Origin of the sequence: Fructilactobacillus fructivorans, from assembly GCF_001434095.1 — a bacterium.
Taxonomy (GTDB): Bacteria; Bacillota; Bacilli; order Lactobacillales; family Lactobacillaceae; genus Fructilactobacillus; species Fructilactobacillus fructivorans.
Map to the genome: position 1 here is coordinate 1 of NZ_AZDS01000005.1, position 17658 is coordinate 17658.

Here is a 17658-nt window from a genome sequence, read left to right on the forward strand (position 1 = left end):
CTTGTTCAGTTTTCAAAGATCTACTCTTACTGATCGCCGTTTTGTTTTACCTCAACGCCGCATATACTAATATACCATGTGGTTAATTTGTTGTCAATAGAAAAGTCTGACTAATTTTAACCAAATTGTTTTGGCGGACTTAACGACAAGAACTACTATACCAAGTAAATAAAATTCCGTCAAGACTTTTTTATAAAAAAAGCATTTAGATTTTCATCTAAATGCTTAAATTGCCTACTTAAGCTCCGGCGCATCAGTATGATACATAGGAACAGTCGATTTTCCTCCATGCTGATCAATCAGATCTGTCTTATGTTCTTTATCGGCTTTATCCAATTGTTCCATCGCATTCTTAGGTTTATAGTTATAATCTTTTCGATTTACTGGCTTGAATCCCTTTGGATGATAAAAACGAAGCAAATCACCATAAATAACTCGGTCCGACAATGATAGGTCACTCGTTACATAATTTTGAATATCATCAACCTGTTGCTGTTGTTCTTTATTCAGTTTGAGATCTTGCCCAGTCTTAGAATCATAAACTGTTCCACCAATCTTAGTGTATTGTGGTGTAACAAAATCACCATCCCGAAATGGAACAATTTGGTTAGGATTATTACCTAACAAATCATGTCCAAACTGAATCATATTATTATTCTTAATGCCTAATAGATGGAGTAAGGTTGGCAAAACATCTATTTCCCCACCATAAGTATGATCAACATGCCCATCCAAATTATCAGCATGAATCATAAATGGCACTTTCTGGAAGTTAGCTAAATCATAATTATTAACTGACTTTTTATTTAATAGTTTGGCAATTGCTGGTCGATGATTATTAGAAATACCATAGTGATCACCATATAACACAATTACACTATTTTTCATTAAACCACTCTTATTCAAATAATCTTCAAATTCACCAAAAGACTGATCCAAATAGTGAGCCGTCTGAACATATGGATCAACAGTACTATCTCCTGTTTTGAGTGCAGGGAACGATACATTCTGCTTATCCAGTTCATATGGGTAATGGTTAGTAAGAGTAATTATTTTAGCATAAAATGGTTGCGGTAATTTTTCCAAATATGGAATAGAATCTCTAAACAAGATCTTATCTTTCATACCATATCCAACGTTGTATGAAGCCTTCTTCTTATAATAATTACTGTCGAAGAAGTACTGGTATCCCCATGACTTATAGGTATTGTCCCGATTCCAAAAGCTAGGGACATCTCCGTGGAAGACGGCCGTTGAATAACCCTTCTGGTCTAATATTGCAGGAGCCGCCTGGAAAGTGTTCTGTGAACCATATGTAACCATGGCAGATCCCTGTGGCAAACCATACAACGAATTTTCAAGCATCATTTCAGCGTCTGAAGTTTTACCTTGAGCTACTTGATGATAAAAATTATCAAACGAAATCGTGTGTTGGTCACTATAAAACTTATTAATATTAGGAGTTACTTCTTGTCCATTAACCTTATAATTAATCAAAAATTGTTGAAAACTCTCTAAATGAATAATGAAGACGTTCTTTCCCTTTTCCTTTCCAAAGTATTTAACACTTGGATAGGTCTGATGTTGGTTAATAAATTTCTTCACACTATTTAGATCAGAAGCCTTAGCTTTTGCTCTAGTAGAACTTTCTTGATGGGTCTGATAGGCATTAAAGGCCGCATATTCATTTAACCCTAAATACTTAACAATGTAGTTATTATCAAAAGTCCTCGTCAAAAGGCCACTTCGATCTGAATTAGCAAGGGAATATTCTCCCCCCATTAACAAAATAGACAATAAAGTTATTCCAATTGCATAACGATACTTAAACGGACGATAATCAATCTTAATGATTTTAAAAACCAGTAATAAAATCAAGACCAAAACATCTAGATAAATCAAAAAGTCAGCTGGATGCAAAATCTCCATCATACTTTTTCCTAGGTTATTCTGGACATCACCAGTTCCTTTAATAATTCCAATTGATAAAAAATCGGAGAATTCCCTATAATACAAAACGTTGGCAAAGAGCCAAGTCGATTGAAGAAAATCAATTATTAACATTAACCAATAAGAAAGTTTCCCACGAAAGTACAGGGCAATCCCAAATAACAACAATCCTGAAGGAATCGGATTAACGATGAGCAAAAACGTTTGCATGCCACCTTTGACACCCAAACTAAAATCAACGTTATAAACAACCAATGTGGTTATCCAGTACAGAACGATTACCAGTACAAAAAAACCAATGGTGGTATTAAAAAAATTACGAATGCTTTTTAATATTCGAGACATCCTAGCTTCCTCCAAAACTCTTATGACTTTTGCCCTTTAATATCCTTCGACTCTTTTGTGCCTTCTCACTTGGTTTCATTACAAGCGCAAACACTCCAAGAATTAAGCCAAGGTAATACGTAAGAATTCTCCACAAAATCATCGCTAGTACAAGTTTACTTCCATTAGTGATGTAACTTCGAAAGATCATCTCAAAACTATATTCTGCTCCCCCGGCTCCACCGGGAATTGGGAAAATCGAAATAATCATTACAATTAAAATATGAAGACTAGTAACCATTACCACATTAGCATTAGTATAACCCAAAGCAAGCATAATGAAGTAAGGAATTAAGTAATAAAAAAGGAGCTGAAAGAAAGTGATGACAAATACTTTTACCATCAATTTACCTTGATGAGCAATTTTCACACTTTCTTTATAAAAGTTATCAATTTTTTGATTTAAAGTATTTACTAACTTATAAAATGTATCATCTTTAACAAACCATTTCACCGGTTTAATACAAATATTAACAAATTTTTTAGTAAATGAGTGCCAGTACATAATCATCAATAATGACACAATTACAAACATATGAATTGCAAATCCAAAGACAACAAACCACGCCAAAGCGTGCATTTTATCAATTACATAGTTAAATCCAATAATTAAAGCAATAAAGAAATTGATTACAATCATTGCTTGATAAACCACAAATTTCATCAGTAAAGCCGAGCTTGCTCGTCCCCCATCAACACCAGATTGAATCAAGACAAACAATTGAGCTGGCTGACCACCAGATGAAAATGGCGTTATCCCATTGAATAATTGTTCAACTAAGGGAACCCGAATCGCATCCCGAAACGTAAAGTTTGGATCACTGTTACGCACTAACATATAAGTAATTACTGATTCAAGACCAAAGTAAAGCAAGATGCAACCAAGTGCGATTAAAAGCCACAATGGATTAATATCAACAATGTCTCTTATAAGCACACTAAACTTGATGTCTCTTGCCGCATACCACGAAATTAAGAGCCCAAGGGCAATCATGATAAGTAGTGAAATTTTATTTCTTCTGGACATTCAATTACCCCTTTTTCGCCTGGTCAAAATAAAAATCATGCCAAATCTTGGCTAGATGATCCTCGGAATAATAATCTGATGCTTTAAGTGACTTTTCCGCATACTGTTTTAGTAAGTTAGGGTCATTTAATAACACCTTAAGCTTTTTATCCATTTCAACTTCATTATTTGCTGAAATATAATATCCGTCAATAATCTTTTTATATAAAGATAAATTTCTTAACATAACTGGAATTCCACACGAAAATGCCTCTAAAACTGACATTGGGAATAATTCATTATACGACGGTAAAAGAAATAAATCAGCCATATTATAATAATTAACTAATTCTTTACGATCAACAATCCCAGGAAAACTAAGATTTTGGGGTGGATTATCAACTAATCTTTTCAGTTCAGAATATCCATCCGTCATTTTGCCAAATGAAAAGCCACCAGCCCAAATAAACTGAATATCAGGATTTTGCTTAGCCAACTTGCCGAAATCAATTACACCCTTCCGAGTTTGAACTTGGCCAGTTCCAAGAACGGTAAAACGATTCTCGTCATAACCGTATTGATCTCGTAGTTGTTTCTTTTGAGGTTTTGAGATCGGATAAAATTCCTTTTTACTAACAAAATTAGGAATATATGTAATTTTTTGCTTGTCAATCCCATATTTCTCCAGTTTAGGAATAAACATAGGATTTACAACTACAATGTGATCCATCCGCTTATAAAATGCCACTACATACTTATAAAAAATTTGTCGAAAAGGTGTTGGAATTTTTAAGCTTCCCTCGAGCGTTTCCGGCAAAAAATGAACATATCCAATCTTTCTTCCTCGCTTTTTTGAAAAGGTCGATAAATAAAAAGATGGATTAATGGTGTGGTAATGACTAATATCGGAACGATTAAATTTGTTGATTTCAATGTCAAACTCATTGGGAAAATGTTTTTTTAACATTGCAATCAATTCAACATAGGCACTCCCAACACCTTGGCCCTTTACTTTATCGGCCGTTGAAAACATGTCAATCTTTAACATCAACAAAACTCCTCAGTCAGATGTGTTAGTTTGTTTAGCTTTCGTTCGATTAAATTCTTGAATGGTATCCTCATAAAAGCTCAGCATTTGATCTACAAAATATTCCGCAGAGATCTCATGCAATTTTTGTTCTTGTACATTCTGGTAATCTGGATATCGACCACGATTTTGCAAATAATCGACCGTCTCTTCTACAAACTTATCTTCAGATTCGAATGTCATCCCAATGGATTTATCATCAATTAAGTCATCTGTATATGGACTTCGCGCCACAACTACTTTCGTACCAGCAGCCACCGCTTCAATATAGGTTAATCCCTGAGATTCAGAATTCGAGGTAGAAACAAAAACATCAGCCATTCGATAATAATCATTAACGTTATTGTTGTTAATCTCTCCCGTAAAAATAACGTGATCATTAAGTTTCATGTCACTAACTTGCTTCATTAAATCGTCTTCAGCAGGTCCCTCACCAACAATGACCAACATGGCATTAGGAACTTGTTTCAAGATTTTGGGCAAAGCATCGATCATTTCCGAAATGTTTTTCTCATATGCAACTCGACTGACAGACACCATTACCGGAGTATTGGAATTAAGACCCAGCTTTTTTCTGATATCAACATGATCATTTTTTTCATAATGCTTCACATCAATCCCAGTTGGAATAATCCGAATGGGACTTTTCACTCCATAGTCCGTTAACTTATCCAAAACTCGCTTACTTGGAGCCACTACACCATCCATGTGATGACAAAAAGCTAACATCATTTCCTTTACATGGACGGGTTTCAATAGTTTACCGTTGGCAACGTAATGCAAATAATCTTCATACATAGTGTGATAAGTATGAATACACGGGATGTTTAAATTTTTAGCAACAAATTTACCGATGATTCCAAGCGAAAATTCAGTCTGAGTGTGAACAATATCTAACTTAAGTTGCTTAGCGATTTGATAAGCTTGAAAAATCCCTCTAACTGCAATTCTTCGCTCGGTAAAAGAAATAAAAGGAACACTTGAAAAACGATAAATGTCTTTTTCACTATCATCGTTTTTTTCTACATTAGGATCAGTTGTTGTAAAAATGTATACGTGATTACCACGTCTTTCGAGCTCATCCTTTAATGTTTTGATTGATGTAGCAACTCCACTGACTTGCGGGAAGTAAGTATCTGTAAACAAACCAATATTCACGTAGTTTCCCCTTCTCTCTTTGACGTTAAACAAATGTAATTATATGGGTTTAAAACGTGGTTTGCAACTTTGTGTTCATCTGTTCAAGTCTCAATGATACGTTTATTCTGGCATTCTAGAAGTGAAGTCCTGAATCATATTATTAACTTCACTAGTAGTGCCAGCGTTTAAAATAATATTATCTGCCAATTGACCTGCAGTTTGCGAATTGATTCTACTAATATAAGCTCTGGTTTTTAAAATTTGAGTAGGCGTCGTCGATAATTCATCCATTCCTAGTCCAATTAAAAACGGAATTACCTGAGGATCAGCAGCTACTTCTCCACAAATTCCCACGATTTTTCCCGCCTTATGAACCATCCTCACGACGTGACCAATTAGTCGTAGTACCGCAGGATCACAAGCTTGGTATAGATACGAAACTCGTTCATTTCCACGGTCAACGGCTACCGTATACTGGACCAAATCATTGGTCCCAATGCTGACAAAATCCACCTTAGAGATAATTTTATCAATCATAATTGCTGCAGCTGGCACCTCAATCATAGTTCCTAACTGAACGGAACCAACCGGGACACCCTCATTAATTAAATTTTGTCGTTCCTCATTATAAATTGAAAGTGCTTGGTCTAGTTCTGAAATCGTCGATATCATTGGAAACATAATTCGGATTGGTCCATAAGCAGAAGATCTAAGAAGCGCTCTGATCTGGGTACGAAAAATAGAACTTTCCCCTAAACTATAACGAATGGCTCGATACCCCAGAAAGGGATTGGACTCTTTATGCGCAATATTAGGCAAATAACTAACTAATTTATCGCCACCAATGTCCATCGTTCTAAAAGTTAGTTGCTTCCCATTAACTTTCGAGACGATGTTTTGGTAAATCGAAGTTTGCTCATCTTCACTCGGGAGATGATCAGAATTCATATAAATATACTCAGTCCGAAACAATCCCATTGAATCGGCACCGACATTTAGGGCGTTTTCAACCTCATTTTCACTACTAACGTTTGCCCCTAGTAAAAGATTTTGCCCATCAAGCGTTTTAGTAGGCTGGTTTATAAATTTAGCCCAAACTTTTCTTTGTTGTTTAAATTTTTCTGATTTTCTTTGGTATTTCTCAATTTCATGGTGATCAGGAGCCGTAACTACTTCGCCACTACTTCCGTCAACGATTAATTGTTCCCCATTTTTTATGTTGCTTAGACTGGTTTGTAATCCTAACACAGCCGGAACATCCATGCTGCGAGAAATAATTGCAGCATGGGATGTCTTGGTTCCCACCGCTGTGACGATTCCAAGAATATTTTCCTTTTGAACTTGTGCGATTTGAGTTGGAGAAATGGAATTCGCAACAATTACTACGGGCTGGTCAATAAGCGAAAGATCAGGAGTATCAATATCAAGTAAACGCCCTAGGAGTTGGTCACGCATATCATTAATATCATGAACACGTTCCCTTAGATATTCGTCATTCATTTTTAAAAAAATAGCTGCATATTGATTGAACACACGATTCAATGCAACTGCAGCATTCTTATTTTCTTCTGTTATGACCCGTTTAACTTCATTGATTAACTCTGGATCAGATAAAACTTCTAAATAAAAATCTAAAATATCAAGATACTTTTTAGCCATCTCGGCACTATTATGCTGTTTAATATTCATAATAGTTGTTTTAGTATCTCGAAATGCTTTTTTAAGGCGTGCTTCTTCTTGTTCTATACCTAAAAAGGTATCTTTATCAAAAGTCAAATCTGGTTTAGCTAAACAATAAGCTTTACCGAATGCAATTCCATCACTAACACCGACACCTTTTAGGGTAGTCATATTAGTCGATCAATCCTTCATCCTTCATAGTCTTGGCAATTGCATCAAGGGCTTCCTTAGCATCGTCGCCATCTGCTGAAATTGTAATTTCAGCACCTTCGCCGACACCTAATGACATAACACCTATGATTGACTTTAAGTTAACAGATTTGTCTCCGTATTCAAGACTAATGTTTGAATCAAATTTACTTGCAGTTTGAACTAACAACGTTGCTGGACGAGCGTGAATGCCAGTTTCTACAGTAATTTTGAATTGACGTTTCTCCATAATGAACGCACTCCTTTAATCGTTTATTTAACTCTATTTACAGTTTAAGAATATCAATTTATCATCTAAAAAACAAGTAATTATCATTAATCGCTTACATAATTGTCATAGCGCTAATTTTCAGATGAATAGTGATAGGTTAAAATACCCTTTTCACTGGCTTTGCCCACGATCCTCTTCCGGGTTGGAAAATTCATAAAAGCTTGTTGAAATTCAGGAAAATCTTTTGGATTAATTGTCAAATCTTTAATTTCACCATCTTTTAATTGATTTAATAATTTAGTAAAATCATCTTTATTTTTACTCATAACAACCTCCTAATTAACTTTAATCTTAACACATTTAAAACCATTCTTAGATCAGTCAAAATACTTGATTGAATATCATTAGTGCGTATAATATTCATGAATGGTCAATAAAGGTCAGACTTTTGTCTGACGATTTAGTTTAGCAAAAGGAGGCTTAAACTATGGAAGGACAAGGTTCATATGGATTTGGTAGTCTTGATGACTTTCTTCGCGCAATGCAAAATGGTCAAGTAAACGACTACCAAGTTCCACCACAAAGTGGACAAGGTAATGGTAGAAATGGTTCAAAATCAATTCTTTCTACCTATGGAACTGACTTAACTAAGAAAGCCAAAGCTGGAAAACTCGATCCAGTCATTGGACGTGATAAAGAAACTGCACGTGCCATTGAAGTCTTAAACCGTCGAGGTAAGAATAATCCCGTCTTAATTGGTGAAGCTGGAGTCGGAAAAACAGCGATTGTTGAGGGCTTAGCCCAAAAGATTGCTGATGGAACCGTTCCCCAAAAGCTACAAAACAAGCAAGTTATCCAATTAGACATGGTATCCATGGTTCAAGGTACTGGAGTTCGTGGTCAATTTGAAAAAAGAATGCAACAATTAATTAAGGAAGTTCAATCTAACCGAAACGTCATTTTATTCATTGATGAAATTCATGAAATCATGGGCGCTGGTAATGCTGAAGGTGGCATGGACGCTGGTAATGTTCTAAAGCCAGCCCTTGCTCGTGGTGATTTTCAGTTAATTGGTGCAACCACCATGAAAGAGTATCGTGATATTGAAAAAGATTCAGCTCTTTCACGTCGATTGCAACCCATCATGGTTAAAGAACCAACGGTCGATCAATCAATTAAGATTTTAAAGGGTCTGCAAAACCGGTATGAAAACTATCATTTAGTTAAATATGCTGATAAAGCAGTCAAAGCGGCTGCTACCCTCTCCGATCGTTACATCAGTGATCGTTATCTTCCCGATAAGGCCATTGATTTATTGGACGAAACCGGATCAAGGAAGAACTTAACTTTAAACATTATCGACCCTAAAACAATTGATAAAGAAATTGATAGTGCCGAGCATGAAAAAGAAGTTGCTTTAGATAAGGAAGATTACGAACAAGCTGCTTACTATCGCGATAAGATCAAACGACTACACCAAAGTAAAGATAAGGGTGCTACAAGTAAAAAGCACAACACCGTTACCGAAAAAGATATGCAACAAGTTGTTGAAGAAATGACTAATATCCCAGTTGGTGAACTACAAGCCAAGGAACAGCAACAGTTAAAGGATCTGGCTCCAAACTTAAAGCAGCACGTTATTGGACAAGACAAGGCTGTTGATTCGGTTGCTAAGGCAATCAAACGAAACCGAATTGGTTTTAATGGTAGTGGTCGTCCAATTGGTTCATTCTTATTCGTTGGATCAACTGGAATTGGTAAGACTGAAATGGCTAAACAACTTGCTAGAGAATTATTTGGATCTGAAGATTCAATGATCCGATTTGACATGTCAGAATATCGTGAACCACAATCAGTCGCAAAGTTGATTGGTTCACCACCTGGCTATGTTGGATACGATGAAGCTGGTCAGTTAACTGAAAAAGTTCGTCGTAATCCTTACAGCTTAATCTTATTGGATGAAGTTGAAAAGGCTCATCCCGATGTTCTGCACACATTCCTGCAAATCTTGGATGATGGTCGTTTAACTGACTCACAAGGTCGGACCGTTTCCTTCAAGGATACTGTCATTATCATGACTAGTAACGCTGGAAGTGACGCAGAAGCAAGCGTTGGATTTACCCCAGAATCAACTGGTAAGACTCATTCAGTAATGGATAAGCTTGGACTTTACTTCAAGCCTGAATTCTTGAATCGTTTCGATGATATTGTTGAGTTCAATCAACTCTCTAAGAACGATTTGAATCAAATCGTTGACTTAATGATTAAAGACATGAACAACATGCTTTCATCACGAAACGTTCATATCGCGGTTACTGATTCAGCTAAACAAAAAATTGTTGAATTAGGATACAATCCTTCAATGGGAGCTCGTCCACTTAGAAGAGTAATTCAAGAACAATTAGAAGATCAAACTGCTGATTACTTCTTGAATCACCCAGAAACTAACAATTTAGTTGCCGATACCGATAAAGACAACAATATCATTATTAACGCTAAGTAATTAAGTTAGACCCCGATTAGAATTCTAATCGGGGTCTTTTTTTGGTTCCAAAAATGGTAAAATCAATATAAATCATCAGTGGAGGAAAATTATGTTTAATTGGATGAAAAAAATTCTTTTGAGAACCGGTCATCATTATAAACACACCAAACATCGGGTCCATCAACCAAGCAAACAAACTAACAACCCCACTCAATCCCCTTCGGTTCCTGATAACTCATTTAATCAGCATCCCATACATAAAAGTTCCACATCAGAAACTAAACGTCCCTTTTCTAAACAATCCGGAGCAAAAAAGCCAAGCACCGTCTTAATGGAGTTTGTTGATCAAGCCGGTAATCAACTCAAACCAACGGAAATCATTAGTGGTTCCATTGGTGATCCCATTAATTTCATCGTTCCGCAAATCAAAAACTACATTCTTGTCAATATCGATGGATTAACTAGAAAAATGAGCACGTCCAACCAGTTAATTAAATTCCATTACATGCCTATACTTGGTCAACCAGTTAGTGTTTATTGCTTCGATTTTGATACTTTCAGGCTTCTCCAGACTCCAATTATTGTGAACGGTTCCTTTCATCATCATTTCTCACTTCAGGCACCAGTTATCTCAAATTACGACCTTCATCTCTCAATCGGAGATTTAAACGGTCAGTTTACTGAAAAGCCCCAGAACATCATCTTGTATTATCGCCGTTCTAATTGGAAAGTGGTTCAGTCAGTTAACTATCTCGTTAAAATGAAAATTCCAACGTCAGTGTATGATTCACCCCAGCAAAATCGCAAATATGATCAAATTTTACCAGCAGGATCGACATGGCGAGTTTTTACGGAGATTAAAACTAATCAAGGTGATTGGCTAAATCTTGGTGGTTCCCAATGGGTCAAAAAACATCAAACAATTCGAGTTAACAACTTTGATAAACGTTTAAACTAAAAAAGCCTACTCAGTTGAGTAGGCTTTTTTATTATAGATTTTTATCCATATTATAAGTTAATTTAGAAAGCGTAAGTCCCTTTTCCATCAGTTCATGCATAAACTGATAGGTTCGAGCTCGCATCTCTTTAACAAGCCGTTGGTTTTGATCCTTTAAAAACTCGGAGGCATCTGATTCACTCATATTCGATGCTTGATTAATAGTATCCGAAAGATGGCCTAAAAACAGTTCATTAGCAGACTTTTTAAAATCACGATCTTGTTGAATAAAATTACTGTAATGTGATTCAACAATCATTGATAACTTTCGGTACATCCAGTATGCACTTTTATCATCCATAGTTAATGGAGTATTTTCGTAACTAGGATCTGTCTCATTAACGTTTGCAAAGAAGGGAACATATGGACTAAAAGCAGGAACCCCAAAATTCAACCACATAATGGCAGAACATTTTTCACTGACATCGTTTCGAATCTGAAGAACATGTGAATTTTGAGTTCGGTTCATTGAAATTGGTCGAAATTGAGTGTTAGATTCCTGTGGATCCTTAGCTAAGGGATCATACTTAGTTTCGTTATAATGTGAACTCAAAATAAATTCAACATCACTAACTTCAATCTTACGATCGGCTTTTCTAATAAATGGTAAGTCATTGGAAGTAGGACTTTGTTCAATCTCAGGATTCAAGACTTTTTGTCCATACCAAACTCGTGGGGTATTGTAATGATGATCAAACTCATTGTGGGTACCAAAAATATGCCTGAAATTAAAACCAGCTTTATCAGGATTTAAATGGTACTTTCCCACAAATTCTTGCAATCCATCAGAATACATAAAGTTTTCAGGATCATCAAAATCAACCTGTTGGATTGCTACCTCATTTGCCACTACAGCGTAACTATCATCTGGGATCCGCTGAGCAACCCAATGGTGACCAGTAACAATTTCCATATACCAAACTTCATTTTTATCACTAAAGAGAACCCCATTACCTTCTGGAGAACCATAGTTTTTAATCAAGTTTCCTAGGTACTTAACCCCATCACGTGCAGAATTAATGTAAGGTAACACCATTGATTGTAATGAGTCTTCAGCTAATCCGTGTTCAACTAATGGGTCATGAGCTAAAGCATGTTCATTTCCATAAACGCTCTCAGTAGCACTCATGGCAACATTTTTCTCGTTAAAACCACTTTCAGCGTAAACCCCTTCTTTTTTAACATCAGCGTTAGGAGTCATTAAAATCCGATAACCTGATTTTGGCATCTGAGCCGTAAAGCCATTTTGATTGGATTTCCAAACTTTATCCTCATTTTGATATGCAGGCTGAACGTAGAAACGTTGCGGCGTCAATGGCAAAAAAGTATCATCATTACGCGAAATCATCGTTGAACCATCAACACTAGCATCTTTCCCAACCATTACACTCGTACAAGCACTTAGTTTTTTCATAATTCACATCTACCTCTCATAAATGCCAGTTTAAAACTAATATTGTGTTAATTCAATCCTAAAGCTTGGCAGTTAACTTAACATCAGGATACTTATCCTTAAACCATCGTTCAGCAAATTCGTTTTCAAATAGGAACAATGGATCTCCCTTCTGATCACGCACCAGAATGTTTCGGGATGAAGACATTTTCTCATCCAGTTGATCAGGATCAATCCAACGAGCAATCTTATGGCCCATCGGCTCCATCACAACGTCAGAATTGTATTCATTTTTCATCCTAAACTGAAATACTTCAAACTGAAGTTGCCCAACTGCCCCTAAAATGTACTGACCAGTACTGTAATTGGTGTAAAGTTGAATGGCACCTTCTTGAACGAGCTGTTTGATTCCCTTGTGAAATGACTTTTGTTTCATAACATTTTTAGCTGAAACTCGCATGAATAGTTCCGGGGTAAACTGCGGTAGCTTTTCGAACGCAATTGGTTTCTTTCCCGTATAAATCGTATCACCAATCTGGAAATTACCCGTATCATAAAGGCCAATGATGTCGCCAGCAACAGCCGTCTGCACGTTTTCTCGAGTATTAGCCATAAACTCAGTTACGTTAGATAAACGAATGGATTTTTGGGTCCGATCAAGTGTAACATCCATCCCCTTCTGAAATTCACCTGAACAAATCCGTACAAACGCAATTCGATCACGATGACGTGGATTCATATTAGCCTGAATCTTAAACACAAAACCTGAAAATTCTGGCGAAGTGGGCTCAACTTCATTCCCTTGCAATGTTTTGTGAGGACCAGGAGCCGGGGAAAGCTTCAAGTAAGCATCTAAAAATGTTTTTACCCCAAAATTAACCAAGGCAGATCCAAAGAAGACGGGCGTCTGATCACCATTAGCAATCTTTGTTTTGCTAAATTGGTTCCCCGCTTCAGAAATTAGATCCATCTCGCTTCTTGCGTCTTGGTAAATACTGTCATCTTTTAACGGACTATCGCCAACAATATTGCCGTCATCATCTAACTTAATAAAACTTTCACCCTTGGCTTCCGTCTTATATAATTCAATTCGTCGATTATAACGGTCGTATAAGCCCTTTAAAATTCTTCCTGATCCAATCGGCCAATTCATCGGATAAGCTTCAATACCAAGTACATTTTCAAGTTGATCAATTAACTCCATTGGATCTTTACTGTCACGGTCCAACTTATTCATAAAAGTAAAAATTGGAATTCCCCGCATTTTACAAATCTTAAACAGTTTCTTAGTTTGTGGTTCAATTCCCTTGGCAGCGTCAATAACCATGACGGCAGAATCAACCGCCATAAGAGTTCGATAAGTGTCTTCTGAAAAATCCTCATGACCAGGAGTATCCAAAATATTAATTCGTTTCCCTTGGTAATCAAATTGCATCACGGAACTAGTGACGGAAATTCCACGTTTCTGCTCAATCTCCATCCAATCTGATTTAGCAAAATTGCCACTTTTCTTAGCTTTTACGGTTCCGGCTTCTCGAACAATCCCACCAAAAAGTAATAACTGTTCGGTAATCGTTGTTTTCCCGGCATCTGGATGAGAAATAATGGCAAAAGTTCTCCGTTTATCAACTTCTTTTTCTAGGTCTGCTTTTTTCATCTTTTCTTCCTTTCTTTATAGACTGATTGTATACCATAAAACAAAAAATCCGGAAATTCCGGATTACTTTTAACGAATTTGCTGCATTACATAATCAATTACTTTAATTGAACTTAATCCATCATTAATCCTACAGAACCGATTATAAAAATCCATAAATTTAGGATCGTGTTCAACGTCATCATTCTTTAAGGCACTTTCAATCCCATTCATTAGTTGCTCAGGATCATAAACAATTTTCCCAGGCAAATCACGTTCATAGTTAAGATAAAATCCACGTAGTTCATCCTTATAAGTATGGTAATCATAAGGATAAAACAAGATGGGACGCTTAAGGTAAGCATAATCAAAAAAGACTGAGGAATAATCCGTAATTAATAAGTCAGAAATCAGATACAAGTCAGAAATATTTGAATAATTTGATAGATCATAAACGTACCCATGATAGTCAGACACGTCTAACACGTTTGAAATCAAATAATGCATCCGTAAAATCAAGACGGTATCTTCCCCAAAACGTTGTTTAAACTCATCTAAACTAAACGGTAGCTTAAAAGTATACTTCCCCTTACTTTCAAACTGATTATCACGATAGGTGGGTGCATACAGCACCACTTGCTTATTCCGTGGGATGCCAAGTTTATCCTTAATCTTATTAATCTCGGTTGGGTAATTATCGTTGATCAGTTCATCATTTCGTGGGTAACCAACTTTTAAAATTTGATTTTCATAACCAAACGCACTTCTAAAGACCTTTGTCGAAAAATCATTGGGGGAAATCAAAGCATCCCACCGATTGGCCTCTTTTACAAAGTTATCATGATACTTATTGGTCGTGGTTCCAGGCATTGAAACTCGTTCAATATCCAATCCTAATTTCTTAAGTGGGGTGCCATGCCACGTTTGAACGTAGGTTACGTAATCAGGTTTAATGACCCAGGCTGGAAAACGTGCGTTACTAATCCATACCTTAGCTTTTCCCATGATTCGAACCCAACGCCCAGTATTCTTGATCACGTAATTTATATTATGATCCTTACAAAACTGCTTTTGTGATTTTTGAATTGACCATACAAAATTAAGTTTAGGGTATAATTTCTTAAAAACTTGATAAATGGCATACGGACTGTCACTAACCTGGCGTCCCCCAAAGCTTTCAAATACAATTGTCGTAGTAGCAAACGGTGTATGACCGCGCTTAAATAATTTTCTCAGTCGTAAACGATTAACTTTACCAGCTAGAATCTTAAACGATTTCCACAAGTGGGTTAACTTGTGACGAAATTTAGTGATTCGCTTTGATGCATCTGGCTGTTTTCTTGCAACGACCCGTAATTGACCCTTATGACCCTCTTTTAAGACCAATTCGTGATGATTAGCCAGTTTGGCGATGGTTCTAAACGAACTCAACGAGGTATCCATTACTAATCTTTGGCGTAAATGTTTTCCTTGATAATCATATTCAATGTAAAGACGATATGTATCCTCATCATTAAGTTGTTCTAAAGGAATGGTGATTTCAAAAATTCCTTTGAAGGGACGCTTATGCACTGGATAGGTTTGTTCATTTTGATCGCTCGCCCTTCTAAGAATAATGGCCATTTTATTAAGTTTTTGGTCATTAATTTGATCAAAACCAGTTAAACGCAGCTTACCATTTCCAAATAAATTAGCTGAGTTCATTACAAATTGTTTGGCAGTCCGATTAGTTCGGACATAAAAAGCTGCCATTCCTGATGGATCAATATCGTACTGATAATAAGCTTTAAAGCCAATTCGATGAACGGCACTGACGTACTCACCCTCAACTTGGATCAGTGTGCGATGCTCTGTATTTCCGCAAGAGTAATAAAGCTGCCACTGAAATTCATCCTGTCCAATCAAATCAAAGTGAAATTTAGTTGGATCAATTGTAATAGTCGCAGTATTACCATTAACATTTTGAGCAGGCACGGGAACGGTAATCGAAGCTAAACTTTCTTTCTCAATCAGAGTAACAGTTGCATCCTCATTTGCATAACTAGGATTAACCAACTCAAATTCAATTTTCAGCTTTGATTGTTCTCCAGTAACGTTAGAAAGTATTACTCGCATTGTTTCTCCTTAATAGTTGAAAATTACGTTTCTATTGAGATATTTCGAAAAATTGATCATGTCATCCAGATCAATAAAAACAGTGGTATCACTGTTACCGCCGTACTGATTGATCAAAGAAACATTAAAAGCAGCCAAGTCACTGTATCGACTCGCATTACCATAATCTGAAATCACGTAGGAAGAAACCGCCGAATCCCTCATCACGTATTTTACGTTCCCAGTATTTTCATCATCATCAATTAGATTACTAACTGGCTTAGAAAGCTTTACACTCTTTTCAGGCGATTGGATAATGGAAGTCTTGCTTAAATAATACTGTTGCATGGGTCCTCCGGATAATTGATCAACACAACATGAAATGGCCTCATTTTGATTTAAAAATTTAGTTGTCCAATGATTACTATTAACCTGACTGGTTACAGCAACGGGTCTCTTTTGTTCATTATAATAAATCACTTTAGAAACGTTCGATCCCTTATAACAATTTAATTTGTACAAACCAGATTGGGGTAGAACTTCATAGAGCTCAGCCCGAACTAATCCATTATCATCACTATAAACTTCGATATGATGATTTTTAACCACTTTTTTTTGCACATTTAATGAAGCAAGATCAACATCTGCTTCCTTATCTGGATCTTTCATTCCTCGTTGCTTATAAAAAATATCAAATAATTGCAGAATTTCAGCTTGCTTATGATTTTGAAATGAACTTGCTAGTTCATTAATAAGAGCGGTCACGTACTGTGATTTGTCGTAGTTAAAAATAGAAATTACAATTTTAATTTCATTTCCATCATCAACCATTCTTCTAAGTCTATCTTTAAAATTAGCTTTTTGAGCTCCGTGAACTGAAGTTACCAAAAAAAGTGCCTGTGCCATTTTTCTCCCTTTAGACGCCAAAATATCCTAGTAATTAAACTAGGGTATCCGTGTACAAAATCTATTCTTCCCAATCACTTTTACTTGTAACACCTAAATCAGACTTGATTTTAGAGGTTGAAATCCCCTGAGTTCGTGGAAGATAAATTACCTTGCAGTAATCTTTAAGAAAGTCAAACTTCCCTTTCCAATCATCACCCATTACAAAAATGTCAATATTGTGATTTTTAATATCAGAAATTTTCTGATTCCAGCCCTTTTCAGGAATTACTTCATCAACATACCGAATAGCATCCAAGATGTACTTTCGATCTTCGTAGGAATTATAAGCTCGTTTCCCTTTTACGGCGTTAAACTCGTCTGTTGAAAGGCCAACCGTCAACGAATCACCTAATTCACGAGCACGTTTTAATAAACGTACATGACCCTTATGAAGTAGATCAAAAGTGCCATATGTAATTACTTTTGTCATAATATCT

Annotated in this window: 14 protein-coding genes; 2 read left to right on the forward strand and 12 right to left on the reverse strand. The window is 36.2% G+C overall.

Features of this window, described 5'->3' with window-relative positions:
* Window positions 1–234 precede the first annotated feature (234 nt).
* The 7 genes from FC73_RS05450 to FC73_RS05480 all read right to left on the reverse strand — a co-directional run bounded on the left by FC73_RS05450 (window position 235) and on the right by FC73_RS05480 (window position 7994).
* Window positions 235–2295, reverse strand: coding sequence for an LTA synthase family protein (locus tag FC73_RS05450; protein ID WP_010022811.1), 2061 nt, complete (start codon window positions 2293–2295; stop codon window positions 235–237).
* A 1-nt stretch (window position 2296) separates the two neighbouring features.
* Window positions 2297–3361, reverse strand: coding sequence for a lysylphosphatidylglycerol synthase transmembrane domain-containing protein (locus tag FC73_RS05455; protein ID WP_010022810.1), 1065 nt, complete (start codon window positions 3359–3361; stop codon window positions 2297–2299).
* Window positions 3362–3365: 4 nt separating this feature from the next.
* Window positions 3366–4388 (reverse strand): glycosyltransferase family 4 protein, encoded by a 1023-nt coding sequence (locus FC73_RS05460; protein WP_056936301.1) that lies wholly within the window; start codon window positions 4386–4388, stop codon window positions 3366–3368.
* Window positions 4389–4400: 12 nt separating this feature from the next.
* Complete coding sequence (locus FC73_RS05465; RefSeq protein ID WP_010022806.1) at window positions 4401–5585, reverse strand: glycosyltransferase family 4 protein; 1185 nt, start codon at window positions 5583–5585, stop codon at window positions 4401–4403.
* A 102-nt stretch (window positions 5586–5687) separates the two neighbouring features.
* Window positions 5688–7418, reverse strand: a complete 1731-nt coding sequence (ptsP, locus tag FC73_RS05470) for a phosphoenolpyruvate--protein phosphotransferase (RefSeq protein ID WP_010022805.1) — start codon at window positions 7416–7418, stop codon at window positions 5688–5690.
* 1 nt (window position 7419) lies between these two features.
* Window positions 7420–7686: a phosphocarrier protein HPr gene (locus FC73_RS05475; protein ID WP_010022804.1), complete on the reverse strand. Its 267-nt coding sequence runs from the start codon at window positions 7684–7686 to the stop codon at window positions 7420–7422.
* Between the two features lie 113 nt (window positions 7687–7799).
* Entirely contained in the window at window positions 7800–7994 is a 195-nt protein-coding gene (locus FC73_RS05480; RefSeq protein ID WP_010022803.1) for a hypothetical protein, read from the reverse strand.
* 161 nt (window positions 7995–8155) lie between these two features.
* Between FC73_RS05480 and FC73_RS05485 the strand changes: the two genes are divergently transcribed.
* Together FC73_RS05485 and FC73_RS05490 are read left to right on the forward strand one after the other, a co-directional pair.
* The gene (locus FC73_RS05485) at window positions 8156–10171 is read left to right on the forward strand and encodes an ATP-dependent Clp protease ATP-binding subunit (RefSeq protein WP_010022802.1); all 2016 of its coding nucleotides are present in this window, start codon (window positions 8156–8158) and stop codon (window positions 10169–10171) included.
* Between the two features lie 91 nt (window positions 10172–10262).
* The gene (locus FC73_RS05490) at window positions 10263–11111 is read left to right on the forward strand and encodes a MucBP domain-containing protein (protein WP_010022801.1); all 849 of its coding nucleotides are present in this window, start codon (window positions 10263–10265) and stop codon (window positions 11109–11111) included.
* A 31-nt stretch (window positions 11112–11142) separates the two neighbouring features.
* Here FC73_RS05490 and FC73_RS05495 read toward each other — a convergent pair whose 3' ends face one another.
* The 5 genes from FC73_RS05495 to tagD all read right to left on the reverse strand — a co-directional run bounded on the left by FC73_RS05495 (window position 11143) and on the right by tagD (window position 17651).
* Window positions 11143–12564, reverse strand: a complete 1422-nt coding sequence (locus FC73_RS05495) for a C69 family dipeptidase (RefSeq protein ID WP_010022800.1) — start codon at window positions 12562–12564, stop codon at window positions 11143–11145.
* 58 nt (window positions 12565–12622) lie between these two features.
* Window positions 12623–14200, reverse strand: a complete 1578-nt coding sequence (locus FC73_RS05500; RefSeq protein ID WP_010022798.1) for a peptide chain release factor 3 — start codon at window positions 14198–14200, stop codon at window positions 12623–12625.
* 69 nt (window positions 14201–14269) lie between these two features.
* A complete protein-coding gene (locus FC73_RS05505) occupies window positions 14270–16294 on the reverse strand; it encodes a CDP-glycerol glycerophosphotransferase family protein (RefSeq protein WP_010022797.1) in 2025 nt (674 codons plus the stop codon).
* Window positions 16295–16303: 9 nt separating this feature from the next.
* Window positions 16304–17179 carry a hypothetical protein gene (locus FC73_RS05510; RefSeq protein ID WP_010022796.1) on the reverse strand — a complete coding sequence of 292 codons (876 nt, stop codon included), beginning with the start codon at window positions 17177–17179 and terminating at the stop codon, window positions 16304–16306.
* A gap of 61 nt (window positions 17180–17240) precedes the next feature.
* A complete protein-coding gene (gene tagD / locus FC73_RS05515) occupies window positions 17241–17651 on the reverse strand; it encodes a glycerol-3-phosphate cytidylyltransferase (protein WP_010022794.1) in 411 nt (136 codons plus the stop codon).
* Between the last annotated feature and the right edge of the window lie 7 nt (window positions 17652–17658).